A 25,812-nucleotide genomic window follows, 5' to 3' on the forward strand; every position below is an offset into this window, starting at 1 on the left:
CTCCCTTATTCTTTCATTGCCATCAGAAATTCGGCATTACTCTTTGTTTTCTTCAATTTATTTACAATCAATTCCATCGACTCCACCGGTTGGAGGCCGTTGACAGCACGACGCAAAATCCAGATCTTACTCAGCTCATCGGGATGGAGCAAGAGTTCCTCTTTGCGGGTACCCGATTTTTCCACATTGATAGCCGGGAAGATGCGCTTGTCTACCAGGGTTCGATCCAGGCAGAGTTCCATGTTGCCGGTACCCTTGAACTCTTCAAAGATCACCTCGTCCATGCGGCTTCCGGTATCCACCAGGGCTGTGGCGATAATGGTCAGGCTTCCGCCGTGCTCAATATTGCGGGCGGCCCCGAAGAAACGCTTGGGTTTGTGCAGGGCGTTGGCATCCACACCACCCGAGAGGATTTTCCCGCTATGGGGCTGTAGCGTATTGTAGGCACGCGCTAAACGCGTGATACTATCGAGCAGGATGCAGACATCCTTGCCGCATTCCACCATACGCTTGGCCATCTCGATCACCATTTCGGCGACTTGGACATGCCGCTCTGGCGGCTCATCGAAGGTCGAACTGAGCACGTGCGCCTTGGTGGTACGCTCCATGTCCGTGACCTCCTCGGGGCGCTCGTCGATGAGCAGGATGATCAGGTAAGCCTCGGGATGATTGGTCGAGATACTGTTGGCAATTTTCTGGAGAAGCACCGTTTTACCGGTTCGGGGCGGTGCGACGATCAGGCCGCGCTGACCCATGCCGATGGGGGTAAAGAGATCCATGACGCGCATGGAGACTTCGCTGGGTTCCCGTTCCAGAATGAACCGGCGATCCGGGAAAAGCGGGGTCAGATTCTCGAAAGGAACCTTGCCCTTTGACTTTTCGGGTTCACCGAGATTGATCGTGTCCACCTTGACCAGGGCAAAAAAACGTTCTTTGTCTTTTGGCGCCCGGATTTCGCCTGCTACCAGATCGCCGGTTCGCAGGGCGAAGCGGCGGATTTGGGAGGGAGAAACATAGATATCTTCGGGGCAGGGCAGGTAATTGTAATACGGTGAGCGGAGGAATCCGAAGCCATCGGGCAGGATTTCCAGTACGCCTTTCCCGTGCAGGGTCCCATTCAGGCGGCCGTTGGCCTTCATGATCTCAAAGATCAATTCATGCTTTCTCAGGGCGCCCAAATCAATGAGCCCGTAAGTTTCTGCCATGAGGTGCAGCTCGGGGACTGGCCGCAATTGAAGATCTGAAAGATTCAGGGATTGAGGAGTTCCTTGTTGGCGGGGAGCCGATGGGGGATGCCCGGCGCCCGTATCCGGCATGGAATGTCCATCCATCGATGGCTGGGGGGCTATGGTTGGCTGATATTCACCCGTTGTGAGGGGCAGGGACGCTTGCTCTTGAGGGGCCATTGGGCCATTGTTCTGCGGAGGGGGCAGGTGTTGTGGCGGCCGATCAATCATCATGTCCGGATTCGGGGGCCGTCTATGTTGGGGCCGTCCACCACGACTGCGATGTCCGCCGCCTCCCCGGCGACGATCCGGTCTTCCTGGATCTGGTCTACCTGAGTCTGGTCTGCCTAAATTCGGTTGTCTATCGTCCATAATTACTCTCCGCGGATTCCCCGCAATACCTGATTTACCTGCTTTTCCAACAATGACTTACTTCCGCAATTATAAATAACATAATCGGCGCGCTCGAGTTTCTCGGCCTGACTCATTTGTGCCCCGATTCTGGCCCGGGCGTCCTCCAATGAAAGCCCCCGTTCTGTAAGTCTCCGGAGTTGGTCTGCCTCCGGTGCCCCTACACAAATAACAACATCCCACGCCGCCTGCGCATCGATTTCGTATAGCAATGGAATGATGGCGACCGCACGATCTGAAGCTGCCGCCTGGGTGGCCATCCATTCATCCAGTCGCTTCAGGATCACAGGATGCGTCAAATTATTAATTTGGGCCCGTTTTACAGGGTCAGTAAAAACTTTTCGTCCAAGTTTTTGCCGGTCAATATGACCATCCGATCCAACAATTTCAGTTCCGAATTCCTTAATCAAAGCCGCTCCGATGGCTGTATCCTGCTCCAGCACTGCATGGCCTATTTCGTCCGTATCACACACGGGTATCCCCTGTGCCTGCATCATCTCTCCGGTCAAACTTTTCCCACACGCGATTCCGCCGGTTAATGCAATCTTGATCATAGAGAGGGAAGATGTGGAGTAGGTTGTGCCGCAACAAAGGGAATCGGTTAAGATTCAGAAAAGTGTTGGTGTTCTATGATATTACGGGGGGTAACGTCAATAAAATAGTTATGGGCTGTTAGGGGGCCCCTTGAGATGTTTTCCGGTGGCGATGTCATGAATTGTGTAAAAATTCACTTTGGAGGCAGCATATTCCATCAGGATTTGAAAATCCGAAAGGCGGGTGCTGTAGGCTTCACCTATCAGGAATTGGGCGCCTGGTCGCGTGTTGGTTGTTAAATCCGCCCGGTCCACCTCAATGATTTTACCCGTTACTTTGCAGATGTTGAAGTAGTCAACACTGGCTCGGCGACTGATGTCGGGGGCCAGCACCAAATCGGTGCCTTTGGGGAGCGTGACCTCCGCGACAGCGGTAAGTGTGGTGCTGGTGACGGAAACTACGGTGCCGGTGACAAAACTACTGTCTGGCAGAATACGGTGCCCGTAGAGAAAAAGGATCAGATTCCGTTCGGCGGCCATATCGATCCATTGTTTGAGCAAATCTGGCGGCACATAATGGGCCATGTCGATGGCCGTGCCAGGGATGGATTGATTGGCGCTTAAGCCACTGGCCAGCGAGAGCCGTTCGGAGCGGCGATAGGTTTCAATCAGCGGGGATACGGCTTCTGCCAATTTTTTATCGAACGCATTGAAGGGAAATACCAGGGATTGGATATTCAGCCCCAGCGCCCGGAGTTCACTGATCGATTTGGTGAGTTCCTCGTTCATCCAGCGATCCAGTCCATTCTTTCGAACATAGGCTGGGGCGTTCAGGTGATGCCAGGTGTGGGTGCCAATCTCCCAATCGTAGGTGTTTTGAAGGGAGAGGAGGTCTTCAGTGGTGATGCGTCCGCTGCGCAAGTTTTGATTATTAACAAAGCAGGTCGCGACCCCTCCGGCTTTTTTCATCTCCGGGGCGATGACGGTGGCCCAACTCGACCAGCCATCGTCAAACTGAAGTACCAGCCCGCCTTGTTTGTTAGCGCCTTGGGCAACTCCGGCAAAAAAGAGGACACATAAAAGAATAAATGATGTGGTGGCTCTACTCATTGAATCCTGCTGTCATTGAACGATTGTACTCAAACAACACAAAACCGGAAAAGCCGGCATTTTGGATCCGAATGAGTTGAGCGGTCGTCTGATCGGGTGAAAGTTGGGACTGGGAGGAGGAGAGTCCGATGCCTGGATAGATGCGGTGTGCTTGAGGGAGGGCCTTTTGGGCATCTAGAAGTGCCTGAAAAGCTTGTAGATTTGAGGTGTAATTCATCGGGCAGACGAAATTAATGGAATCCCTCCGGAGCCAGTCAGGCCAGTCTTGCCCCACGGAAGCAAAACAGGCGGGAGTTGCCCCGTATACGGCGGCCGAGACTTGTATGTCAGGATCGACCGCATGGATGGCCTTACTCATGGCGTTAACACAGGCTGAAATCTGGTCGGCCCTCCAGGTCTGATAGGCCTGGGCAAACGTGCCGGATTGAGTGGCTTCAGGCCAACGGAGAACCGGGTGGCCTAGCGCCTGTTCAAAGCGCTGGCGGCAACCCGGACAATAACAGGAGTGGCTGTTTAGATACCGGATATAGTCCAAATGAATGCCTGAGAATAGTTTATCCTCGGCCAGGGTGGTGGCTGTCTTGGCCAGCAAGGCCTGGTTTTCCGGGTGTGACGGGCAGAGCCAGTTTAACGTTTCCCCACTATCAGAAACTTGCAGGCGATCTTGTTCCCGCAGGGGTTTAAGTTGTTCCGCTGTGGCCCCTTCGAGATTCATGCAGCTGAACCAGGCGTGAAGCGCAGGTCGTGTCGATTTATTCCGTAGTCTTGCAGCGATGACGGGTACGGGCAGTTGCTGCGCGGAACGCCGCAGGGTGAGCGGATTGCCAACATGGAAAAAGACGGTATTGAGATTCAGTCGCAGAAGGTTTGCTTCGATGGCAGGCCAGGAGTCAGCGGTCGGGCAGGCCCCTTCATCAAGCCAGACCCCCCGTAGAGAAAAGGCGTTGGTAAGACTCCGTTGAGCATAGCGTCTTGTGAGATCTGCCAGCCAGGCCTGTGCCGTAGTGTAGCTTTTCCAGTCTGTTGAGATGATTGAGCTGGACGGTTGGCTTTGTGCGAGTACACGGCAGGCCGTTTTCAGGCTGTCATATTCACCAAAAGGGCGGCGTGGGGAGAGGCGGTGTTCTGCCGCCTGCCCCCAGATGTCAGGGATGACGGTAGCCAGCATTGCCAGCAACATCTGGCGTTTGTTCTCGTCGTCACCCGGTTGAAGAATATGGCTCATCCAGAAACCGGCCTTGCTTCTGATCCAAGCGGTTTCAGGGGTACGGGTTCCCTTGGCGTCCTGCCAGTAGGCGATCACATGTGCCGTTCCGGAGTTGGGGAGAGCCGGGACAAGATGCTGTGACGATTGAAATACTTTTGCAGGAAGACCAGGCATTGTCGTACGGTCGAATTCAAAGGATGCCCATTGATTTATAGACTTAGCCGGACGGTACCCCTCCAGCTTCACCTCCATCAATGCGGCGAGGCCTTCGTCCATGCCGTAACAGACGATCAGAATGCCGCCTGAGCGGATTACGCCTTGAAAGGTCTTGAGTTCAAGGGGTGTGGGATGCAGGTTGTAGGGGAGTATAACGACACGTGTTCTCCAAAGACGCCAAGGAGAAATGTCGTTATCGGTTAACAGTTTATGAGGTGCGCCGACATCTGCTAGCCAAGTGTCGATTTGTTTCGCAAGTCGGATGGCTTGAGTTTTTTCTGTGGAGTCCGATAGGGAGGAAGTTCCTTGCACCACAATAATTTTTTGGGCCTCCCAGTCAAACCAACCTGCGGCACAGATCCCTGTCAGGCAGAAGAAAAGCAAGGGGGTGATTTTCCATGAATTGGGGATAAATCGATATTTCATACTCAATTTGTGCCGATTCCCAGGTTCGGATCAACGTCGAGGGCCATGGCCTGGTCAAGCGGCAGGCGGGTTGCCATTTTATGAAAAGCAAGTCCTGCCACCATGGCGGCGTTATCCGTACAATAACGGGGTTTCGCCAGGATCAGGCGCAGTCGCTTTTTCTCGGCCATGGCCGCAAACTTTTCGCGTAGTCTTGAATTGAGGGAAACGCCGCCGACGACGGCCATAACCTTGGCGGTGTCTGCCGCATAGGTGGCGCGTTTGACCAGGGTGTCCACAATGGCTTCCTGATAACTGGCGGCCAGATTGTTGACGTCTGCATCAGGTCCGCTCCCCAGGGGATGGTTCTTAATGTGGTAGAGCAGGGACGTTTTCAGGCCGCTGAAGCTGACGCAATATTTTGGGAGGAGGTTCGGCATACGAGAAGGGATCTTGCTGACAAAGCCGCGGGGAAAGGTGACAAACTCCTTGCTTCCATTCCGCGCGGTTTTATCGATGGCGGGACCGCCGGGATAGCCCAACCCCAGAAGGTTCGCGCCTTTGTCGAAGGCTTCACCTGCGGCGTCATCTACGGTGCGTCCCAATTGGCGGTATTCGCCGATGCGGTTAACCTGAATGAAGCAGGTATGTCCCCCGGAAACAATCAGAGCGAGAAACGGACAGAGCGAGTCCGGTGTCAGTTCCGGATTATCAAGAAAGATGGAGTAAATGTGGGCTTCCAAGTGGTTGATACTGAGCAAGGGCTTATTGAGCCGGAGGGCAAGTCCTTTGGCGCCGGCGAGCCCGACGAGCAGGGAACTGGCCAATCCGGGGCCATTGGTGACGGCGATGCCATCGATGTCGGCCCAGGAAAGGCCCGAGGACTGGAGGGCCTCGTTGATCACTTCCGGCAAATGTTCGACATGCATGCGGGAAGCGATTTCCGGCACCACTCCGCCATAGGGACGGTGATGGGCGATCTGGGTAAAAACGATATTTGAAAGGACGGTATGTCCGTCGCGAACGACCGCGGCTGATGTTTCGTCGCAAGAGGTCTCGATGCCGAGGATGTTCATATTAGATTTCACTTTTCAGATCCTTGAATATCAAGAGGCCCTTGAGCAGATCAACGGCACGATCCAATTGCCGATCTGTTGTTTTGTCGAGATCAGCTGGCTTATTTTTCGGATCCATCAGGTTAGGGGTCTCCAGTGTCAGTCGTTTCAACTGTACCAGCTGCCACTCTTCGGGGGGCACGGGAACAGAGATATCCGGTTCAATGCCTTTTTCATGAATGCAGCGTCCGCTGGGGGTATAATAATGAGCCGTGGTAATGCGTGCTGCTGCGCCATCTTCAATCTGAACAATATTTTGAACCGAACCTTTGCCAAAGGTGGTTTCGCCCACAAGTACGGCGCGTTTATTGTCGTGCAAGGCACCCGAAACAATTTCAGCAGCACTGGCTGAACCGCTGTTGACCAGAATGACCATGGGAAAGCGGGTGAAATGCACCGGGCCACCAGCTTTGGCGGGCGCTTGTTGCGACGAGGCGCCCCGACCCCGCGTGGAGACGATGACCGCGCCTTTGGGGAGGAACATTTCGCTGACCTCGATCGAAGAGGAAAGCAATCCGCCAGGATTATTCCGCTGATCGAGTACCAGCGCCTTCATGTTTTTAGCCAGGAGCTCCTCCACCGCTTTCCGGAGGGCAGGTGCGGTGGGATTACTGAATTCAGTAATACGAATGTAGCCGATGTTCTCATCCAGCATCCGGGCTCCCTTAACGCTGGCGATTTTGATTTCTTCGCGGGTCAGGGTGTAATCCTTGAACTCCCCGCCGCGCAGGATTCTGATGGAAACCGGGGTACCCGGGGTGCCTCGCAGACGGGCGATGGCGTCGCGCATATCCAGGGCGTCGGTTTTGTTGCTGTTGATTTCAACAATTTTATCCCCGGAGAGAATGCCGGCCCGGGAGGCAGGGGTATCGTCGATGGGGCTGATCACCGTCAAGGTATTATCCTTGATGCTGATTTGAATGCCTATTCCTCCGAATTTCCCCTGGGTTTCCTCCTGCAGTTCCTTATAGGCAACCGGATCCATGTACTGGCTGAAAGGATCGAGTGATTGAAGCATTCCTTTCAGGGCGCAGGAAACGAGGTTGGAATAGCTCACTTTTGACTCATCAACGTAATTTTGCCGGACGAGCAACATGGTCTTGGTGAGGATTCGGATTTGACGGTAGGCCTCATCTTCGGAGTTGTCGATGGTCAGCACGGAATTGGTATCCCTGGCGGGAGTCAACTGAGGCGGGCGTGCGGGCAGGCTCCGGCAGCCCGTCATCAAGCCCAGGGCCAGAACGATCATGATGATTACAAAATGTTGTTTCATTGGAAATCCCCTAAAAGGTATCATTATGAAATTACATGAAGCCAGGCTCAAGCCCAAAGATGTGGCGCCAAATCATGGCTCGCCAAGGTTCGCCATTCATAAAGATAGATCTAGCAAGTCGATGGAACTTTGGATGGCGAACCTCGCGTGAGCCGTGTGGATAGGGCGGCCCGTTATGTCCGGATTACCAGACCGAAGGGACCGCCTGGTAGAAAGATATTTCGGAGTTTTGCAGACCCAGAATGACCAGGAGTCCTATGACTGCGAAGAGGGCGATCAGCATGAACACGACCGTGGACTTTCCCTGAGCCGTTTTGGGTGCTGCTTCTTCATGTTCGGGAGCTGGATCACTTGCGGGGGCAGGGGCTGTAGGGGTGGCAACTTCCTGAGGCTGTTCGCTCTCTGGTGCCATCGGTGATGAAAGATTATTCGAACCGGCGGAATCCCCGTAGGCTTGTGAGCTTCTTTTCAGTTTGATTGTTCGGACTGTTGTCATAGCGCACCGTTAATCTAAAATTTTCAACCCGTTTGAAGCATGCTAGGCCTTAGCCCGCTTCTGCTCAAGCTCTTTCTTCACGGAACCAGATCAGCCAGATGCAGAGTTCGTAAAGGGCAATGAGCGGGCTGGCAAGAATCAATTGACTGAAGGGATCCTGCGAGGGGGTGATGATGGCGGCAACAATCAGAATGATGATAATGGCGTAACGGCGCTTATCTCGCAGTTGCCGGGAATTGAGCACCCCTAATTGGCCCAGAACCAGGAGGATCACGGGTAATTCAAATGTGATGCCGAAACTCAGCATGAGTTTAAGCACGAACCCGATGTAACTCGTGACGGAGAAATATTGTGCGTGAATACCCAGCCATTCATTGACCCACAGCATCATGGCCAGTGCCGGGCCAAGGGCAAAGAAATAACACAGGGTAACCCCCCCGATGAAGAGGAACGTAGCGAAGAGGAGCCCGCCCAATAGTGCCCGTCGTTCCCGCGAGGTGAGTCCTGGAAAGACAAACCAGCAGATAGAAAAAAGAATCGCTGGCGCACTGAACAGCAGGCCGCCCCAGATGATGGTTTGCATGGCGACAGAGAGTCCCCCGGTGACGTCGAGCGGTTGGAGAAAAGTGTCGGGGTCTGGCACTACGCCGATTAACGGTCGCTTGAGGATTTTGAAGAACTGTGGGGCAAACGCACAGGCTGCCCCCATCCCGAGAAATACGGACACGGCACTCCAGATTAGCGCCCGACGCAAATCTTCAAGGTGGTGGAGGAAGGGCTTGGATGACTCTTCCATGGACTAATTACCTTTATCGGAATCAGGTGGCTTTTGTGGAGGTTCGTGATCAGCGCTCAAAAGTTGTTTTTTAAATTCTTGAGCACCCTTTTGCAGATCCTGCATGATTTTACCCAGTTTGCGTGCAATGGGTGGGAGCCCCTTGCCGCCGAATAGAATCAGGATAGCGGCAAGAATAACGAGCACCTCCCCCGCGCCGATGTCCCCGAAGAAGGCTAAGATGGGCTGGCTGAAATTCATAATCAAATACAACTACCATGATTTCAGCCAATAAAAAAGCCCCGGTTTTGGGCCGGGGCTTTTTGTAACGTATGAGCGTGTGCTTATTTCATCACAACGAACTCAACGCGGCGGTTGACCGACCAGGCTTTTTCGTCGTGACCGGGATCTTTCGGTTTTTCCTTGCCGAAACTTTTGGTCTGGATGCGGGTGCTGTCGATGCCCAGATTCATCAGGTAAGTGCGTACGGCTTGAGCACGGCGTTCGCCGAGCGACATGTTGTATTCAGCGCTGCCCTGTTCATCGCAATTACCTTCCAAAGTCACAAATGTGCCCGCGTTGGCCTTCAAATAACTGGCAGCGGCTTCCGCCTTGGCGCGCTCGGTTTCGTCCACCAGTGCGCTGTCAAAAGCAAATTGAACCGCAGAGAGCTGGGCGTCGATAATCTGGCCGGAGCCGCTTCCGATACGGTTACCATTTTGTCCATCCAAAAGGCTTGGATCGGTGAGGGTAACGTCAGAGACGCCGTCATTGGCTCCCTTTTTCTTGCCAAACAATCCTTTGCAACCGGTCATTGAAACGGCCATGGCGCTCACGAGAATCATCGAAACTGCGAAACGTGTATTCATTACTATCTATTCCTTTTTGCGTTCAGTTAAATCAATCAAATGGATTATTTCGCACACCACGAAGGCGCGGACCAACTTCCACCATATGGCGTCAAACATACGGGGGTATCTCCCATGGTGTCAAGGAGATATATCCTTGTTCCGCCACCTTCCCGTTTGGCGCAAACGAGGTGTCGGCCGTCGGAAGCCCAGGAGGGATCTTCGTAATTACCATCAGAGGGACTGACCTGCCGTTCTTCCATGGTTGCGGGATTGATGATGTATACGGAATAGAGACCGCTCCGACGGCTGCTGAAAGCAATCAGGTTGTTGGCGCCCCAATCGGGATCGACGTTTTCCTTGCCGCGTGACGTCAAGCGCCGGCTGGTCCCGCTACGATCCATAACGTAAAGTTGGGGTGAGCCGGCACCAGCCATATCCGAGACATAGGCAATTTGAGAGCTGTCAGGCGACCAGGTCGGGCTGGCTTCACCCGCTCGTGGCGTACGGGTCAGGCGGATCAGTTGGCCGCTCCCGAACGATTTTGAATAAACCTCGGGATTGCCATCCTTGGACAGCACCATCAGCATTTCTCCGCCACCGGGCGAGATGGCGCCGGCCATATTGATTCCTGGACTGCGTGAGATCACAGAGCGTTTGCCTGATGCCGAATCAATCATGTAGATATCGGCAAAGCCTTTGAGAAATGAGGTGTAGACAATTTTTGAGCCATCGGGCGACCACCGTGGGGCCATACTGATGGATTTGTCGTGAGTGAGTTGGTGCAGATTGCCGCCGTCGGCATCGCAGGTGTAAAGCTCCTTGTTCCCGGTAGCGGTTCCGATCATGACGATACGACCTGAACAAATACCTCGAAAGCCCTTAATGGACATGATGATGTCATCGGCCACCTTGTGTGCAAGTCGGCGGGCATTGGGGGAGGAATCGGTGTAGGTTTTGCTGAGCACCACGCTGGACTTCAGGACATTCAAGACCTGGCAGTCGACGGTGAGGGTACCGGCATTGTCATGACATGATCCGGTGACAGTAAAAGAGGCGGAACGGACTAGTGAAAACCAACCGCACCGCTCAAGGTCCGAGGTGAGGGTCTGGCGGAAGACGAAGCCATTGGCACCAGCGGCCCCAAAGGTAGATACATCCAGACTGGTTTTGGAGCCTGAGGCTTTGACCACCCGGACTTCCTGCGCGGGGGCGATAGAGATGAGCGAGAGTGAAAGAAACGAAAATATAATAATTCTTTTCATAAGTGGCGCATTATCTCCTTCAATTGTTTCCTGTCAATTCAAACGCAACCGGGATACGGCGGTGGGAGGAAAGATAGCCGGCCGGCAGGTTGCTCACGCGGCGGACAGATTCAACGGCGCGCATAACTGAGGCGTCCATGGTCTTGTTCCCTGAACTACTGAGAATCCGGCTACCGACAATGGTGCCGTCCGGATTAAAGGTCAATTCCACGCGGGTGACCAGCCCGGCAATCCCGATATCCGTGGGCTGATTCCAGGCGCGATACATAGCCTGGCGCACCATATCGAGGACGATGAATTCCTGCGTTACCGCTGAGCCTTCCCCGAACTTGCTGTCGCTATTCAACAGGCGCCGCATATCAGCTTCGGAAAGGCTGGACTTTTTACCTATTTTTGCGCCCCGATCGAGGAGTTTGCGAACTTCTTCGGCCGTGAGTTTTCCCTTGCCGCTGGGAAGGGGACGTTTGACGATCTTGTTACTAATCTTGATTTTGGATGTTTTACTGTCCTGCTTGGCCGGTTCCGGTGGTTTGAGGTCAGATTTCTTTTTGGGTTTGTCTTTTTCTTTTGGCTTCAGTACAGGGACTTCATCCGGGTCGGGCTGGGTGTCCTCCTTCGGTTCTTCAACTTGCTTGTCTGGCGTTTTCTCCGGTGCTTTTTCGGGAGGAGGTTGAGGGGCAAGCTCAGTGGGGATCGGACTGGAGTCACTGGGCGGTGCCTCGATAATCAGTTCCATGGGGGAGCTGATATCTGAGACCGGAGCGTCGCAGCCATGAATGAATGAAACGGCAATGAGTGCCCCGATCAGCAGTCCGTGACAGACTGTGACCACAAGCAGTTCAGTTGTATAGTTTTGACTGGGTTCATTCATGCGAACTGAAAAAATAGCGCAGAAGTCCGACGCGGTCAAAGCAATCAAGTGGAGGAGATGGCCAGTTGTTATGTTGTCAAGTTGATGAGTTGTTGCGGAGATAAAAAGTCTTTTGCGATTTCACTCAACAACTCATCAACTTAGCAACCTATCAGCTTACTTTGTCGTCCCCATTTGCAAATAAGGAAGGATATCGTTTTTCAGGGTGGGATTGGCTTCAAAGAGGGTGAAGCCGGTAGCCCCTTCCTGGCGCAAGGCATTGATTTGGCTGATGGTCTCCACGGCAGTGAGGCGGCATTCCATGGAGGTGACCCCAATGCCTGCATACACCTTGCCTTCGACGCCAGGATACGAGACTTGCTTGCGGTACCATTCGATGAATTTGTTGGAATTGGCGGTATAACTCATGGGGCACACAAAGTCCAGTAACCCCAGTCTGAGCCACTCGCCCCAGTCTTGAGCAATGGAATCGCGAACTCCAGGGTAAATGGGGTAGACGGATGCCGAGAGTTTCATTTTGGGATTGATCTGGTTTAGATCCTGGTGGATATCCTTCACGAATTGGGTCAGCAGATTCCTGCGCCATTGCCGGAATGCGGCTTGCCTAGTGCCGCTGCGGACATCCGCCGGCCAGTGTTTGATGGAGGTGCCGGTGGCTTGAACGAAGCGGGATCGGCAGCCATTACAGTAGCAATAATCCTGCGATTTGAACCGGGTATAGTCGAGGTGGATACCGTCGAGTTGCGGATAGCGCACCGCTAACTCTTTGATCAGGGCGCGTTCAAGCGCCCGGTTGGCGGGGTGGGATGGACAGAGCCAGGAAATGGGGGTGCCAGCTGATGACACCTGAAGCCGTCCGGCTTTCCGGTAGGGCACCAGGGCATTGTCCGGTGCGCCTTCCATATTCCAGAGAATTACCCAGGCGTGTGTTTCGAGACCATGGCGTTTGGCAGCGACACAACAGTCGGCCATCTGATCGCCGTAACGCGTCAGGATATCCGAGGCGGGTATCAGGCGGCTGGGGTAGTGAGCGCACCAGGGACGTTGAACGTGGGGGAGAACGGCCGTCATGCCCGCCTGGGCAAGCGTCTGGCAGGTCGGGTCCCACAAGCCGGGACCAAAGCCTGTTCCGGAATGATTCCACACACCTCGAAATTCGTTTCTTTTTGCTCGTTGAATTGAGGCAAAGGCTTCCGTCAGGGTGGCATCCAATAGGCAAGCTGACTGAATAACCTGCGCATAGTTTCCATTCTGATAATCAAGAGGAAGTTCAACTCTGAGGCGCTCTGCTTTGGCCAGAAAGGGTTGCGCGGTCATGCTGGCATTATTGTTCTGGGCCTGAAGTCGGATGGAATCAATCGCGTGGGTGGCGCTTTGGTATTTGCCCAGTTTCCCGGCTTCATTGACGGCATGGGAGGCGGCGGCCCTCAATAAGTTGCGATCACAGGCTCCGAGAAGGCTGATAAGAAGGCGTTTTTTTGCAGGGACATCGCTTTCCAGCAGGATATGCGACATCCAGAAGCCCCGTTCTGATTGAAGCCAGGCGGGTTCGCGAGGAAGGTGGCCGGACGTGCTTTCCCACCAGGCGATCACCCGTGCATTCTGTTCGGCGGGGTAAGCGGGGAGGAGAGAGACTGATGTTTGCTCAATCCGCAGGGGGGCGGAGGGAAGAGCGTTCTCAATAAAACAGAATGCGTTCCACGAGTCGGCCCCTGGCGCTCGCATGGGAGTGCCCAGGCGGAATCCCATCAGGGTGGCGAGCTTCGGGTCTGCTGAAAACAACACAATTAATTTCCCTCCGCCCTCCACAAACCGACGGCAGGCAAGCAACTCCCTCGCACTTAGGGTGGAGTTATATGGCAGGATGGCGATGCGTGCATCGGGGAATATACCAGTGGCGAACTGGTCATCGGATACCGGATTAACGGGGATGCCCACACTTTGAATCCAACTCTGTAAGCGGTCGGAAACTTTTTCAGCGTAGCTGCGTTCGGACGTAATGGCTATCGAAGAGCTAGGCTTAATGAGTAGTACGGGCGTGGTTTTTAATAACGGTGGAATTCGTAGGGGTTGAGTAGCGCTTGGCCGGGAAGGGGGCGGGGCGGGAGGTGAATGGGCCACGCAACCTCCAAGGAGTCCCGCAGAGGAAAGAATAAAGAGAAACTGACGTAGTCGAATCCATGGGTGACCTGTTGTCATGCCGCATACATACTTTTCATGGAGAGCGATCTGCAAGGTAATTCGCGTTTAACTTTCATAATGACACCTAATTAGTATTATTACTTGCGTAACCGGAAAATAATTGGCATTCTTTAAACGTTCTAGATAACTTGCTGGGCGATAAAGAATGGATACGGGTTTCAGCGGTTGGGTGCAATCATGGATGAACATAAAGAGGCGGAAGGAAAAGCAAATAATTATCCGGTCTCCAGATTTGACCGGCGAAGGCGGAATTTGTCCAGGGCTAACGCCAGTGACCGGCGTCAGTTTTTGAGGTATCTGGCGTCGTTTGCAGTGACTGTGCAATATACACCCGCGCAGGGGGATCCGCAGGTGATGACCGCCACTGTGATAGACATCTCAGAGGGGGGGGTGATGTTGGAGGGTCTCGATATTCCTGATAGAGTGTCCGAGGTCGTGCTGGAGTTTTCGATTCCGCAGGGTGTCATGCCGGAGCAATTCATTCAGGGGGAATGGAAATCCAAGGCCACGGTACGTTATCGGCATCCTTCGGGTAATAAATATGGCATTGAGTTTGAAGAACCGCTGGGCATTCGATTAGCGCGAACGACCTGGGCGCGGTTGCGTTGGAGTGCGGTGATGTTTTTCATTTTTGTGATCAGCATTGTGCTGCTCATGAAATATGAGAACCTCTATCTCTTCTGGCTTGATGTGCCTATTTTCCTCTACAGCATCCTGGTGGCGAGCTATCTAATCACGCGATTCATTTTTGCCTCGTTCTACCGGCGGCACAAACCGTTAAAAGATTTGCCTAAAATCACTGTTATTGCGCCTGTTTTCAATGAGCGTGAGCATGTGGGGCGTATGATCGCCCAGGTGATGGAATCGGCCTATCCTGTTGACCGGATGCAGTTCATTGTGATCAATGATGGCAGCACGGATGGGACGGAGAAATCCATTGAAGAAGCCAGGATTAAATATCCCGAGGTGGAAGTCATTACGCATACGAAATCGCTCGGCAAGCGGCATGGGATGTCGGCTGGGGCAGAGCGGGCAACGGGGGATTTTCTGATTTTCATTGATTCTGACAGTTTTCTGGCGCCGGAGGCGTTAAGGAATCTGTTGAAGCCGTTTGCGGATCCGGAAGTTGCGGCTGTTACCGGGCATTGTGATGTTGAGAATATCTGGACCAACACCCTGACGCGGATGCAGGCGGTGCGGTATTATATTGCCTTCAAGGTGATGAAGGCGGCTGAAAGTGTTTTTGATTCTGTCACCTGCCTCTCGGGCCCGCTGGCGGCGTATCGCAAAGAGCTCTTCATGTCGGTGCGCGAGGAATGGCTGAATCAAACCTTTTGGGGAAAGCCGGCCACCTTTGGAGATGACCGGAGCCTGACCAATTCATTGTTGATGCGGGGACTCAAGGTTGTGTATGCGGACGATGCGATTACCACAACGATTGTCCCGGATGACCATCGGACATTCTTACGCCAGCAGATGCGCTGGAAACGGTCCTGGTTCAGGGAAACCCTGCGCGGGTGTGGGTTTATGTGGAAGCGCCCCCCCCTGATGTCCATCTCGTTCTATCTCGGGTTTATACTGCCACTACTAGGGCCGGCGATCGTGCTGAGGTCGTTGCTCTATGTGCCGTTGCTTCAACACCGGTCGCCGATCATCTATATTCTGGGGGTGTTTTTGATGAGTTGCCTGATGAGCTGTACCTATCTTTTCTTAAAGCGATCCCGGCTGTGGTTCTATGGGATTCTGTTTTGTTTCTATTATATGTTTGTACTGATCTGGCAGCTGCCGTGGGCGGTATTGACGTTTTCGCGTACCTTGTGGGGGACCCGAAATTAACCGCATACGACGCCATGGCGACACCGGAGTCGGATTGTTATCTGGACGAATGGGGTATGAATCATGAAACGAGTACTGAATTTCCTTCAATGGTTTGTCTTTGCAGGGCTGGTGGTGGGTATCCTCTGGACTGTGCTCAGGCCTTCACCTCCGTTGGATTACACGCCTGAGTTCTGGTCCAATTGGGATGGGTTTATGGCGATTTCATACGCAGGGGTAACCCGTGATGAAAATACCATCTATCCCTCGTCCAAGACCTTACGTTCGCATTTAGAGGCTTTACAAGCGGCAGGATATCGCACCATTACGACGGAGGATGCACTTGCTTTTTTGGAGGGGCGCGCCCCGTTGCCCGATAAGGCGGTGCTCATTCTTTTTGAGGGGGCTCGTAAGGAAACTTTTATCCGTGCTCATCCGGTTCTGCGCAAGTTCGGGATGCGGGCCACCCTGTGTGTGCCCACGTCCTCCATGGAGAGTTGGGACGAGTCCTGCCTCAAGAACGGGGATATCCGGAAAATTGTCGCCATGCCGCAGTGGGGGATTGCCAGTATGGGAGGTAATACGATTGAACTGCAGGTGACTTCCGAGGGGCGCAAGGATCACTTCTTGAGTACCCGGAAATGGATTTCCCGAGAGAAACGGATGGAGACGGACGATGAATTCAGCGCCAGAATCAAGGAGGACTACCGCGTATCAGCGGAGGTGTTGGCGAAGTTGAACGGGAGTCCGGTGTTAGCGTATGTGTATCCCTATGCCGATGATGGCCGTCGTGCCGGTGTTGAGCCTCTGGCTGGAGAGGTTAATTATTCCGGGGTGAATGCGCATTATCGGATGGCCTTTGTCCTTGCCTCAAACCCGTTTAATCCGCCGGGTCGGAACCCCTATGCATTAACCCGGCTCAGAGTGAATGGAGACTGGTCGGCGGCACAGGTGTTGACGGCCCTCCGCCGCGCCCAGCCATTGGCTGCGCGTGTGGTGGAGGTGGGGTCAAGTGACCGGTGGAATCTGTTTGGTCGGGCCCGGATCCTGAATGATACGTTGAGGCTCGATGATGAAGATGCGGCATGGATTCGGGGGAGCGACCTGTGGACCGATGCCCGGATTTCCGCCGATATCCGGCGTGCGCCGCACTCGATTGCGGTCTGTTATGCCCGGATGTTAAGTCCTTCAGAATGCCTGCGGCTATCCATGGATGACAAGGCCATCCGATTGCAGGAATCCCGTAACGGAGTGCCCGTGACCCTGAAGGCCGTTTCAACACCCACGGGAGAGGTGATCCGGTTGGAGTGGAGGGTAAAAGGGCTTCGCGCCTGGTTGGTCGTGAATGATGTCCCGGCCTTCGGTCCTGTTCCGTTGTCTGTTCCCCGTGCCTCGGGGGTGATCGGGTTTGAGAGTCGTGGGGGAGCCGTTTCGCTAACGAATTTGAAGGTGAAGCCCCTGCGCCGGCAGGGCGTGGTGGCAAATTCCTGGGCGGGTCTTCCTCCCGATCAGCGTGCTCAGATCACTGATTACATTGTGCCCTTTCCCCTGTTGGGTGAGGCGGTGACGGGGCAGCAATGCCTCGACTGTATTCAGGCCGTTGCGGAAGGGGCTGAGGTTTGGCCGATTCTTATGACGGCGACCAATGGGGAGATGCCTGCCACGCAGGTAGAAGCGATGGTGACGCGATTTATCCACCAGGATCTTCGCCCCTTTATTAAGGGTTTTGTAGTGAATTCGGCTCAAGCAGAATGGATTGAGCCGCTTCGAGCCCAGGGTTTTGGGATTATGCATCGCGTGAAAAATGAGGAGCGGATGCCGCTTTCTGTGACCAATCAGATGGATCATGTATGGTTGGATATGACGGGCACGAATTCATTGCGGGTGGCCGCAGAATTTTTGCGGCGTCATCCGCCCACCCAGTTAGTGGTGGGTGATGAGCGGGTTGTCCGCCAGTTTCCGCGGGTAGATCAAATTATGGTGTGGCCTGAAGAAGAAGGAAAGAACCCATGAAAATGTTCGGATTCCTGATGGTGACTGTTGCGATGTTAAGCTGTCGTTCTGGAGTTGCAGAGACCGCTTATGAGCCGGACATGGCGCAATGGTCGGTGGTGAAAATCGTTCAGGTGGGGCGCGATGCCATGGCCGCCGGGGATAAGGCAAAAGCCAGATCGTTGGCGGAAATAGCCGTTGCGCGGGACTCGGGATATGCAGAGGGGTGGAAATTGCTAGGCACCCTTCGGTTGCAAGCGGGTGATACCAATACCGCCGCTCAGGCGTTTCGAACCGCCTTGCTGATCGCACCCCGGGATCCTGTGATCAATCGGGAATTGGCCTGGCTGCTCTGGAATGAAGATCGCGAGAAGGCGCTGGCGAACCTTGATGTGCTGGTTCAGGCAAATCTGGGGGACCGTGATGCCGTTATCACGCGCGTCCTTAGTCAACTGGCTGAGACGGGGAATGAGACCAAGGCGCTGGAGTTGTATAAGCGCTGGAAGCCCGGCTTCACCGTGAGCGAATTGGGGGTCACCCTTTTCAAGGGGGGGCGGCGTCTGGCGGCAGTTGCCTTTCTGGAGGCAGCCTGGGAGGTGGGTGACAATCGCGCCGGAGTGGCTCTCTATCTTGCCAGTATCGACAGCCGGCGGGGAAAATGGAGCCGTATGAATGCCTGTCTGAAATTGGTCATGGACCAGGCTCCCGGATCCTTAAATGAGGAGCAGGTTGAATTGCTTTGGGATTGCATGCTCGCGGTGAAGGTTGATGCTGCGAGTGAAGGTATTTGGCGGCAGTTGGTTGCTCGTTATCCCGCTGAGCAGGAGAAGCGTGTGGCCTTGGCCGACCGTTTTGAGAAAGCGGCCGCCTCCGCACGGCGCCGGAACGATGGGGTAACAGCATCGTTTTTATATAGCCAGACTATGAAACTGGATCCCAACCGTATCAGTTGGGCCGACTGGAGTTTATTGGAGGAGCAGGCGGGCAAGCCTGAGGCGGTGAGTGCCAGTTTGGCCGCGTTATTGCCTCGCGCTTTAAACCCGGCGGTGCGGGATGGCATGACAGCGCGGATGGCTCATTATCAGGGCGATCTTGAGGCCGCCGTGCAGGGATATCGCAAAAGTCTGGCCGTTTCCCCGGATCAATTGGTGCTCCGGGTATTTCTGGTAAGGGACCTTTTGGCAAGCAGCAAACTGGAAGAGGCACGCCGTGAACTTAAGGCCATTGATTCGCTGGGGAAAGAAACATTCGGGCGAACCCAGAAGGATCTGGCTGAATTTTGGTTTGAGGTGGGGGATATCCCTAGAGCGAATGCGCTTGATCGAACCCTGTTGACCCAGAAATCCAAGGCTCTCATGGCGGAGAATGAGCTGGAGGCTGCGTATGCAGTGGCGGTGCTGGCTGTCACCAATGATGTGGAAAATGCGGAGGCATGGTTGCAGTTCGGGACCGTACAGGCGCGGCGCCAGCAATATACCGAGTCAAAAGCGGCATTGGAAAAGTCCATCATTCTCAAACCTGGTAATGTGAATACCTTTCATGAATTAGGGTGGACACTCTGGGCACTTGGCGAAAAAACGAATGCCTGTTCGGCGTGGGGAAAAGCCCTGGATCAGGGGGTGCCAGATCGTGTGCGGTTTGTGCGTCAGATTGTGGGGCGCATGGCGGAGGAAGGTCAGAAAGATCTGGCACTTGAGCGGCATGCGCAGTGGTTGCCTGAGACAACCCCGTTGGCTGCCGGGATGGATTTTTTTAAAGGCGGACGCATGAAGGCGGCGGAACCATTCCTCGTCAGGGCCTGGGAGACGGGTGCAGATCGGGAGTGGACTGGACTCTACTTGGGATCTGCCCGGGCCTTGAACGGAGTGGTGGCGGGAACCCCTCAATATTTCACTGCATTCATTGCCTCCGGTGTTGCCACGGCGGCGCCAGCGGATGTGGCACTTGTTGTTGACGCATTGCGGGTCTGTTCTGGAATTCCTGGTGCGGTGGAGACGCTCGATTCACTCGCAGTCGCCCTGACAAATCGGCCAGATCAGGGCGTGCGTGTGACGGATCTCTATTTTGCCTATGGGCACGATGAAACGCAACGTGCCAATTTGTCGGCGGCACTAGGCTTATATGAAAAGGGATTGGAGCGGGATCCCAACCGGTTGATATGGCCGCTGGCATGGAAATTAAGCCAGCGGTTGAATGATGAGCCCCGCGGGTTTCTCTTGCTGAGCAATTTGCTGGATCATACGACGTCGGTGGCCGTACGTTTGGGGGTGACGGGAAAACAGTCGGAAATAAAGGGAGATTTCGCGGCCGCCATTACGGCCTATCAGGCCAGCGTGGATGCCGAGCCGGGGCAGGCAGATATCCATAAATTCATTTTTGATTGTGGAGTCCAGCTTGGAGATTTTGAGCGGGCCCGACGGGAAGCAGACTGGATGGCACTGCGGGTAGATGAAGGGGCGGCCCTGTTACGGGATACCATGGCCCTGATGTGGACTGATCTGGGCGAGGATGAAAAAGCGCTGGAGGTTTGGCAATTCCTGCATCTAACCTTCCCTGACGTGCCCTACTATGCCACAGAAATGGCCATGGCCCAATATCGTACCGGCAAAGGCGCGGCGGCTGTAGAGACCTTGGTGGAGAGTCTGGGACGCAGCCCGACAGTTCTCGGTTACGAATCCCTGGTCCAAATCCTTGCCGCATTAGGGCGCCCGGCTGACGCGGTCCTTAAGGCGCAGGAGGGGTTGAGCTTTGCGGGCTCTTCCTCGCTCCGGCAGAGTCTTGCCGAAAATCTTGAAATGATTGCGACAGCAGAGGCGCCCACCGCCACGGTCGCCGCTGCCCAGGCATGTGTGGTGGATGATCCGGGCTCCACATCTCAATCGTTGTTATTAGGGCGTTCGTTGGTCGCTTGTGGCCGTAGTGAAGAGGCGATGGATCACCATCAGGCGCTTTTGGGGCGCAACCCCTTGTTGGCGCCAAGCCTGGTTTTCCTCCGGGATCAGGAGTTGGTGGCACGACGGCCCCGCCATGCCATTCCCTATGCGGAGCGGTTGGCCAAAGCCCGGCCTTGGGATGATATGGCCGTGCGGCGTTATGCCATGACTCTCGCAGAGGCGGATGGATTTTCCCGAGCCATACGGATGCTGGAACCGTTGGCGGGGCGTGATGAGAAATCCGTGACGGCACTATTGCTCTATGGGGATACGACTGTGCATGCTTATCCCGGACGGAATACGACCGCACAAATCGGTTCGCATATTGCCTGTCTGGCGTCCAATGGCTACAGTTTTGTCACCAAAATGCCGGCGGATCCGCCGAAGGGAAAAACCGTGATGATCCTATTGGTCCAGCCTGACCGCGCCGTTGTGGAGGCGGTGGACGTCATCCTTCAAAAATATCAAGCCTCTGCTGTGATGGTGGTGGATCCGCGTAGCTTGAAAACAGCGCTGCCCCGGATGGCGTCTCCTCAACGTTTGGCCGAGTTACGGCGGACAGGCCGGTGGCAGATAGGTGTGACGTGTCCGGATTTGGGCGCGGCGGTTGTCCGTGCGGACGGGGTTAAGGGGAATCCGCTTACGCATCGTATCTTGATCAAGGGTGAACAGGAAACGATGGAATCCATGAGGGAGCGTGTGACTGGCATTTTGTCCGGTGCTGCTGCAAATGTGGGCGAAGGCAAGGCGCCTGTGTTTTATTATCCGGGTGGAGATTATGGTCAGCTGTCTTTGGATACCGACCCTGCCGCCATGGAGGCGCTTTCAAATGCCGTGAGTCGGTCATTTACAACGGCATTTTGCAGAGATGATAATGGGTTTGTCTCGAGTCTGCCGGATCCCTTAAGGATCCCTGTCAAAGCGGTTCCGCCCTCCTGGGATTTGACGGCTTTGGAAAATCACATTTTGCAGGGAAACTCGGTTGTGCGTGCCCGGCTTGAATTGGCCAAACTGTATTACTGGCACGGGCAATGTGAGGTGGCGTCCCACTGGTTCCGGAAAGCTGCCGAGGCGGGGGCGAATCCCTTTGAGGTGACCTTCAATCAAGGGGCGAATGCCGCCATCGAAGGGGATCTGGCGCAGGCCCTTGAAAAATCCCGCGAGGCGGTCAAGCTGGCGCCGGCGGATGACCCGCGGCCTGCGGTCCTCTTGGAGAAAGTTACGAATATGCGGCGCCCGACTGCGACACTCGATGCGACCGCCTGGTGGGATAATGAGGATCGGAGTTATTGGGCGGCAGGCCTCAGCGGTGAGGGGCCGATACGGGATTGGCTACGATGGGAAGCGGGGCTCAAGCGCCACAACTGGGAACAGAAGGGGAACGGCCATGAGCGGGCCACATCTGAAGATCTTGGGTTCCTTGCCTATATCGCCCCTGAGGTCTGGCTGGAGGCCGGTTTTCAGGAGTGGTTGATGGATACCCTGCCGGACGAGACCGGGTGGCGGGCACGACTACGCTTGCCGAATCCATGGCTTAAAGGGTATGTGAGTCTCATCAGCCGCATGGAAATGATGGAAACCGTTGAGGCCTTGCGCAAGGGGATCACCTCACACCGCGAAGGGGTGGAAACCTATTCCCGCCTGTATGATTTCTGGGATTGTTTTGCCGATCTTTCGCTGACTCAGCGTAGTGATGGTAATGACACCTGGTGGGGTAATGTGAGGTTTCTCCGGCGTTTGAAAGAGACTCCCTACATCGGGGTGGGCTATGCCGGAAGGTTTGCTGACAGTACGACGGACGTTCCTGAATATTGGTCGCCCACCGAGTTGCAGCAGCATCAGGTCTATGCGGCGCTACAGGGAACGGGAGTCAAGTGGGGCGGACAGTTGAGTGGGCAGGCCGGTTATGCCAAGGAGCGTGGTACGGCGTGGCGCTATGTGGTTGGCGGTAAAGTGAGTGGGATCTATAAAATGACCCAGCGCTTGAACCTCGGCGCCAACTTCCAGTATCAGGAAGGGCCAATCTATAACCGTACAACCGTTGAGGCCTATCTGAATCTCCGGTGGTAGTAACGATTGATGGCGATTCAATTCTGGATTTTGTTATAGTGCCCCTGCACGTTGCGAAAGGGATCATTATGACATTTACTGAATTAGGATTATTACCATCATTGGTAACAGCTTTGACAACCGAGAAGATCACCGACCCCATGCCTATTCAGGTCGAATCCCTGCCGGTGCTGCTGGCAGGAAAAAGCGCCTACCTTAATTCAGAAACGGGAACAGGGAAAACCCTCGCCTATCTTCTGCCATTATTTCAAAGGATTGATCCCGCTTTGGCGGCAACCCAGATGATCGTGGTGGTGCCAACCCATGAATTGGCCATCCAGATTCAGCGTCAAGCCGGAACGCTGGCGGTCAACTCAGGGTTGCCCATCCGTTCTGTGCTTCTGATTGGGGGAACCCAGATGCAGCGGCAAATCGATAAGCTCAAAAAGAAGCCGCAGGTAGTGATTGGCTCGCCGGGTCGAATCCGCGAGATGATTACCTTGAATAAGGTGAAGACCGGTTTAGTGAAGAGTGTCGTGCTGGATGAAGCGGATCGTCTGCTGAGTGCGGAAAGTCTGGCGTCAGTCCGGGCGATTGTAAAATTCACGCCCCCGAGCCGGCAGTTGGTTTTTGTGTCGGCAACAGAGCAGGTCGAAGCTACCCGTGAGGCCAATGCGATGGCCCCGGAGCTGGTGATGGTGCGGGCGGGCTCGGCGCGGGTGAACAGTGATATTGAGCATCTGTATCTCGTCTGTGAAGAGCGTGAAAAAGCTGACTGGTTGCGAAAACTGATCAGGGCCATGAACCCGGAGCGGTCGCTGGTTTTTGTCCATCGTAACGAGAGTGCCGAGGTGGTTGCCTCCAAGTTGGCTCATCACAAGGTCAAGGTCGCGGATTTACATGGCGCCTTTACCAAGGAAGAACGTAAGAAAGCAATGGATGATTTTCGGGGAGATCGTGTGAATGTCATGATCGCCTCCGACGTGGCTGCACGCGGATTGGATATCAAGGGGGTGACGCACATCTTCAATTTCGACATACCCAGTGACAGCAAGGCCTATCTCCATCGGGTAGGGCGTACGGCGCGGGCCGGGGCCAAGGGGTGTGCCATCTCCCTGCTGACCGATCGTGATCTGCGTTTAGTGCGTCGCTTTGAGGAGGAGCTTGGCATCGTCATGACGCCGATTGTTCTGCGCGAGGGTGATGTCTTGATCGATGCCTAGACGTTATCCCTGTCCGTTCGCCGGAGGATAGAAGGTCTCTGCGCAATGCGGGCAAAGGGCATGGGTAAATTCTACGGCGGAATGATCCTTGAAGAAGGCTTCCAGTTGTTGCCAATAGCCCTGATCATTCCGGATCTTCTTGCAATGGCAGCAGATCGGGATCAGGTTGCCCAGCGTGTTGATGGTTGCGACCGCAGTCTGAAGTTTCCGGTTCGCCTCTTCGAGTTCAATGTTTTTCCGCACCGCCGTTTCAAACGACGAGAGTAGCAGATCCAGAATCTGAATCCGATCGGAATTCAAGAGATAGCGATGGCCTCCGAACGCGATTTCAATGGCCATGTCCGAGGTCAGTCCATGGCGTAGTTTCTGGTTGGCTAAAATATAATCAATGCGGGAGACAAGGTGGGCGGCCTCGTAGGGTTTGGTGATGAAGTTGTCGGCCCCGCACTTGAGCCCCTTCAGAATATCTTCAGGATAGGAGAGGGTGGTCAGGAGAATGACGGGGATACGACGAAGGACCACGTCGCTCTTGATGCGAGTGCAGAGCTCATAGCCATCCATTACCGGCATCATAATGTCGGTGATGACAATATCGGGAGACAGAAGGCGGGTTTTTTCAAATCCTTCAGCGCCATCTTTCGCCATGGTCACATCAAATCCGTTATCCTCGAGGATGTGTTGAAGCTTCAACGCCTGTGTTGAGCTATCTTCCACAAGAAGTATTTTTGGATTAGCCATATGGTCCTTTAGAAATTACCGCGCGACGGCTCTGGCCGACTTATGCCTAGTTTTCATTTTATACATTTCAACGTCCGCCCGGCGAATCAATTCATCCATCGAGCAAGGGGCTTCTGGATTGTATTCAGCAATGCCAATGCTGAAGGCAATCTCGTAAGGACGTTCCTGTTTGATGTTTTGTGCCCGGGCCGCCTCTTCCAGCCGTACGACCAACCGTTGGGCGTCATCAGCTGAACCATTGGGAATGAGCACTACAAATTCATCGCCACCCAGCCGTGCTGTCACATCAGATTCCCTGGCGACGTGACGCATGATGGCCGCCACATCAACGATCAACTGATCTCCCTGAGGGTGACCGAGGGTATCATTAACAATTTTCAGGCCATCCACGTCCACAAATAGCATCCACATGTACTGCCCCTCCCGGTTGGCGATACGCAGGAGTTGCGATGCGATGGTCATGAATCCACGCCGATTATAGAGCGTGGTCAGGGCGTCGGACAGGGATAGTGCTCGCAATTCATTGGCCTGTTCCTGGAGCCGGCCTTCTGCCTCCAGCAGTCGATTGTTCATCTCGGTCAGTTCAATGTTCTTCTGGATGGCATTTTCAAAGGTGGATAGCAAAAGATCCAGCATCTGGCTGCGTTGCGCGGTAAACATATGTTTCTGGCCGGCGAAAAAGACCTCAATGCCCGGGGCGTTGCTTTCTTCGTGATGAAGAATCCGGTTGGTCAGAATATAGCGAATTCGCTCCAGTAAAAATTCCTTATTGTAAGGTTTTACCACAAAGCTATCAGCCCCGCACTTCAGACCATTGATCACATCCATGGGATCGGACAAGGTCGTCAATAAAATCACTGGAATATGGTGTAGTGCCGGGTTGGTTTTGAGGGATTGGCATAATGCATAGCCATCCATCTCAGGCATGACAATGTCTGTGATCAGCATGGCGGGCGGGTGTTGATGGACTGCCGTAAGGGCTTCTTTTCCGTTCCGGGCAACCACTACGCGATACCCTGCCTCCTCGAGCAGGAACTGTAGGTTAAGCGCCTGTGTGGCGCTATCCTCGGCTATCAAAATATCGATTTTGTATGCACCGTCCATAGACA

The 25,812-nt window shown here is 54.3% G+C and carries 20 protein-coding genes; 5 read left to right on the forward strand and 15 right to left on the reverse strand.

Annotated features, from left to right (window positions below):
- Window positions 1-5 precede the first annotated feature (5 nt).
- On the reverse strand, window positions 6-1,316 hold the full coding sequence (gene rho, locus WCI03_04715; GenBank protein ID MEI8139152.1) for a transcription termination factor Rho: 1,311 nt from the start codon (window positions 1,314-1,316) through the stop codon (window positions 6-8).
- On the opposite strand from rho, the gene WCI03_04720 reads away from it, so the two are divergent.
- On the forward strand, window positions 1,272-1,562 hold the full coding sequence (locus WCI03_04720) for a hypothetical protein (GenBank protein ID MEI8139153.1): 291 nt from the start codon (window positions 1,272-1,274) through the stop codon (window positions 1,560-1,562). The genes rho and WCI03_04720 overlap by 45 nt on opposite strands.
- A 38-nt stretch (window positions 1,563-1,600) precedes the next feature.
- Here WCI03_04720 and coaE read toward each other — a convergent pair whose 3' ends face one another.
- The 12 genes from coaE to WCI03_04780 all read right to left on the reverse strand — a co-directional run bounded on the left by coaE (window position 1,601) and on the right by WCI03_04780 (window position 13,950).
- Window positions 1,601-2,191 carry a dephospho-CoA kinase gene (coaE, locus tag WCI03_04725; GenBank protein MEI8139154.1) on the reverse strand — a complete coding sequence of 197 codons (591 nt, stop codon included), beginning with the start codon at window positions 2,189-2,191 and terminating at the stop codon, window positions 1,601-1,603.
- Between the two features lie 108 nt (window positions 2,192-2,299).
- Entirely contained in the window at window positions 2,300-3,280 is a 981-nt protein-coding gene (locus tag WCI03_04730; protein ID MEI8139155.1) for a polysaccharide deacetylase family protein, read from the reverse strand.
- The gene (locus tag WCI03_04735; protein ID MEI8139156.1) at window positions 3,273-5,129 is read right to left on the reverse strand and encodes a family 10 glycosylhydrolase; all 1,857 of its coding nucleotides are present in this window, start codon (window positions 5,127-5,129) and stop codon (window positions 3,273-3,275) included. Before WCI03_04735 ends, WCI03_04730 begins: the two co-directional genes overlap by 8 nt.
- 2 nt (window positions 5,130-5,131) lie before the next feature.
- Window positions 5,132-6,196 carry a tRNA (adenosine(37)-N6)-threonylcarbamoyltransferase complex transferase subunit TsaD gene (gene tsaD / locus WCI03_04740; protein ID MEI8139157.1) on the reverse strand — a complete coding sequence of 355 codons (1,065 nt, stop codon included), beginning with the start codon at window positions 6,194-6,196 and terminating at the stop codon, window positions 5,132-5,134.
- A complete protein-coding gene (locus tag WCI03_04745; GenBank protein MEI8139158.1) occupies window positions 6,186-7,496 on the reverse strand; it encodes a S41 family peptidase in 1,311 nt (436 codons plus the stop codon). Before WCI03_04745 ends, tsaD begins: the two co-directional genes overlap by 11 nt.
- Before the next feature lie 184 nt (window positions 7,497-7,680).
- On the reverse strand, window positions 7,681-7,992 hold the full coding sequence (locus WCI03_04750) for a hypothetical protein (protein ID MEI8139159.1): 312 nt from the start codon (window positions 7,990-7,992) through the stop codon (window positions 7,681-7,683).
- Window positions 7,993-8,056: 64 nt separating this feature from the next.
- Window positions 8,057-8,788: a twin-arginine translocase subunit TatC gene (gene tatC / locus WCI03_04755; GenBank protein MEI8139160.1), complete on the reverse strand. Its 732-nt coding sequence runs from the start codon at window positions 8,786-8,788 to the stop codon at window positions 8,057-8,059.
- A 3-nt stretch (window positions 8,789-8,791) separates the two neighbouring features.
- Complete coding sequence (locus WCI03_04760; GenBank protein ID MEI8139161.1) at window positions 8,792-9,028, reverse strand: twin-arginine translocase TatA/TatE family subunit; 237 nt, start codon at window positions 9,026-9,028, stop codon at window positions 8,792-8,794.
- 83 nt (window positions 9,029-9,111) lie between these two features.
- Window positions 9,112-9,636: an OmpA family protein gene (locus WCI03_04765; protein MEI8139162.1), complete on the reverse strand. Its 525-nt coding sequence runs from the start codon at window positions 9,634-9,636 to the stop codon at window positions 9,112-9,114.
- A 44-nt stretch (window positions 9,637-9,680) separates the two neighbouring features.
- Complete coding sequence (locus WCI03_04770) at window positions 9,681-10,880, reverse strand: hypothetical protein (GenBank protein MEI8139163.1); 1,200 nt, start codon at window positions 10,878-10,880, stop codon at window positions 9,681-9,683.
- Window positions 10,881-10,899: 19 nt separating this feature from the next.
- Window positions 10,900-11,751, reverse strand: a complete 852-nt coding sequence (locus WCI03_04775) for a TonB family protein (protein MEI8139164.1) — start codon at window positions 11,749-11,751, stop codon at window positions 10,900-10,902.
- A gap of 156 nt (window positions 11,752-11,907) precedes the next feature.
- A complete protein-coding gene (locus WCI03_04780; GenBank protein ID MEI8139165.1) occupies window positions 11,908-13,950 on the reverse strand; it encodes a family 10 glycosylhydrolase in 2,043 nt (680 codons plus the stop codon).
- Window positions 13,951-14,130: 180 nt separating this feature from the next.
- Here WCI03_04780 and WCI03_04785 point away from each other — a divergent pair, with 180 nt between their 5' ends.
- The 4 genes from WCI03_04785 to WCI03_04800 all read left to right on the forward strand — a co-directional run bounded on the left by WCI03_04785 (window position 14,131) and on the right by WCI03_04800 (window position 23,965).
- Complete coding sequence (locus tag WCI03_04785; GenBank protein MEI8139166.1) at window positions 14,131-15,789, forward strand: glycosyltransferase; 1,659 nt, start codon at window positions 14,131-14,133, stop codon at window positions 15,787-15,789.
- A 63-nt stretch (window positions 15,790-15,852) separates the two neighbouring features.
- Window positions 15,853-17,781, forward strand: coding sequence for a hypothetical protein (locus WCI03_04790; protein ID MEI8139167.1), 1,929 nt, complete (start codon window positions 15,853-15,855; stop codon window positions 17,779-17,781).
- Window positions 17,778-22,763, forward strand: a complete 4,986-nt coding sequence (locus WCI03_04795; protein ID MEI8139168.1) for a tetratricopeptide repeat protein — start codon at window positions 17,778-17,780, stop codon at window positions 22,761-22,763. The genes WCI03_04790 and WCI03_04795 overlap by 4 nt, the downstream gene beginning before the upstream one ends.
- 68 nt (window positions 22,764-22,831) lie before the next feature.
- Entirely contained in the window at window positions 22,832-23,965 is a 1,134-nt protein-coding gene (locus WCI03_04800; protein ID MEI8139169.1) for a DEAD/DEAH box helicase, read from the forward strand.
- Between the two features lie 3 nt (window positions 23,966-23,968).
- On the opposite strand, the gene WCI03_04805 is transcribed toward WCI03_04800, so the two are convergent.
- Window positions 23,969-24,703, reverse strand: a complete 735-nt coding sequence (locus WCI03_04805) for a response regulator (GenBank protein ID MEI8139170.1) — start codon at window positions 24,701-24,703, stop codon at window positions 23,969-23,971.
- A gap of 15 nt (window positions 24,704-24,718) precedes the next feature.
- Window positions 24,719-25,807 carry a diguanylate cyclase gene (locus WCI03_04810; GenBank protein ID MEI8139171.1) on the reverse strand — a complete coding sequence of 363 codons (1,089 nt, stop codon included), beginning with the start codon at window positions 25,805-25,807 and terminating at the stop codon, window positions 24,719-24,721.
- Window positions 25,808-25,812: the final 5 nt, after the last annotated feature.

It is taken from the genome of bacterium, from assembly GCA_037143175.1.
In the GTDB taxonomy this organism is placed as follows: domain Bacteria; phylum Verrucomicrobiota; class Kiritimatiellia; order CAIKKV01; family CAITUY01; genus JAABPW01.

What these genes read in the sequence shown, in the direction of transcription:
- WCI03_04745 (MEI8139158.1), bottom strand. Translation starts at nt 7,496, where the DNA reads ATGAAACAACATTTTGTAATCATCATGATCGTTCTGGCCCTGGGCTTG.
- WCI03_04805 (MEI8139170.1), bottom strand. Translation starts at nt 24,703, where the DNA reads ATGGCTAATCCAAAAATACTTCTTGTGGAAGATAGCTCAACACAGGCG.
- coaE (MEI8139154.1), bottom strand. Translation starts at nt 2,191, where the DNA reads ATGATCAAGATTGCATTAACCGGCGGAATCGCGTGTGGGAAAAGTTTG.
- WCI03_04770 (MEI8139163.1), bottom strand. Translation starts at nt 10,880, where the DNA reads ATGAAAAGAATTATTATATTTTCGTTTCTTTCACTCTCGCTCATCTCT.
- WCI03_04780 (MEI8139165.1), bottom strand. Translation starts at nt 13,950, where the DNA reads ATGACAACAGGTCACCCATGGATTCGACTACGTCAGTTTCTCTTTATT.
- WCI03_04735 (MEI8139156.1), bottom strand. Translation starts at nt 5,129, where the DNA reads ATGAAATATCGATTTATCCCCAATTCATGGAAAATCACCCCCTTGCTT.
- WCI03_04730 (MEI8139155.1), bottom strand. Translation starts at nt 3,280, where the DNA reads ATGAGTAGAGCCACCACATCATTTATTCTTTTATGTGTCCTCTTTTTT.
- rho (MEI8139152.1), bottom strand. Translation starts at nt 1,316, where the DNA reads ATGCCGGATACGGGCGCCGGGCATCCCCCATCGGCTCCCCGCCAACAA.
- WCI03_04790 (MEI8139167.1), top strand. Translation starts at nt 15,853, where the DNA reads ATGAAACGAGTACTGAATTTCCTTCAATGGTTTGTCTTTGCAGGGCTG.
- WCI03_04785 (MEI8139166.1), top strand. Translation starts at nt 14,131, where the DNA reads ATGGATGAACATAAAGAGGCGGAAGGAAAAGCAAATAATTATCCGGTC.
- WCI03_04795 (MEI8139168.1), top strand. Translation starts at nt 17,778, where the DNA reads ATGAAAATGTTCGGATTCCTGATGGTGACTGTTGCGATGTTAAGCTGT.
- WCI03_04775 (MEI8139164.1), bottom strand. Translation starts at nt 11,751, where the DNA reads ATGAATGAACCCAGTCAAAACTATACAACTGAACTGCTTGTGGTCACA.
- WCI03_04750 (MEI8139159.1), bottom strand. Translation starts at nt 7,992, where the DNA reads ATGACAACAGTCCGAACAATCAAACTGAAAAGAAGCTCACAAGCCTAC.
- WCI03_04760 (MEI8139161.1), bottom strand. Translation starts at nt 9,028, where the DNA reads ATGAATTTCAGCCAGCCCATCTTAGCCTTCTTCGGGGACATCGGCGCG.
- WCI03_04800 (MEI8139169.1), top strand. Translation starts at nt 22,832, where the DNA reads ATGACATTTACTGAATTAGGATTATTACCATCATTGGTAACAGCTTTG.
- WCI03_04765 (MEI8139162.1), bottom strand. Translation starts at nt 9,636, where the DNA reads ATGAATACACGTTTCGCAGTTTCGATGATTCTCGTGAGCGCCATGGCC.
- tatC (MEI8139160.1), bottom strand. Translation starts at nt 8,788, where the DNA reads ATGGAAGAGTCATCCAAGCCCTTCCTCCACCACCTTGAAGATTTGCGT.
- WCI03_04810 (MEI8139171.1), bottom strand. Translation starts at nt 25,807, where the DNA reads ATGGACGGTGCATACAAAATCGATATTTTGATAGCCGAGGATAGCGCC.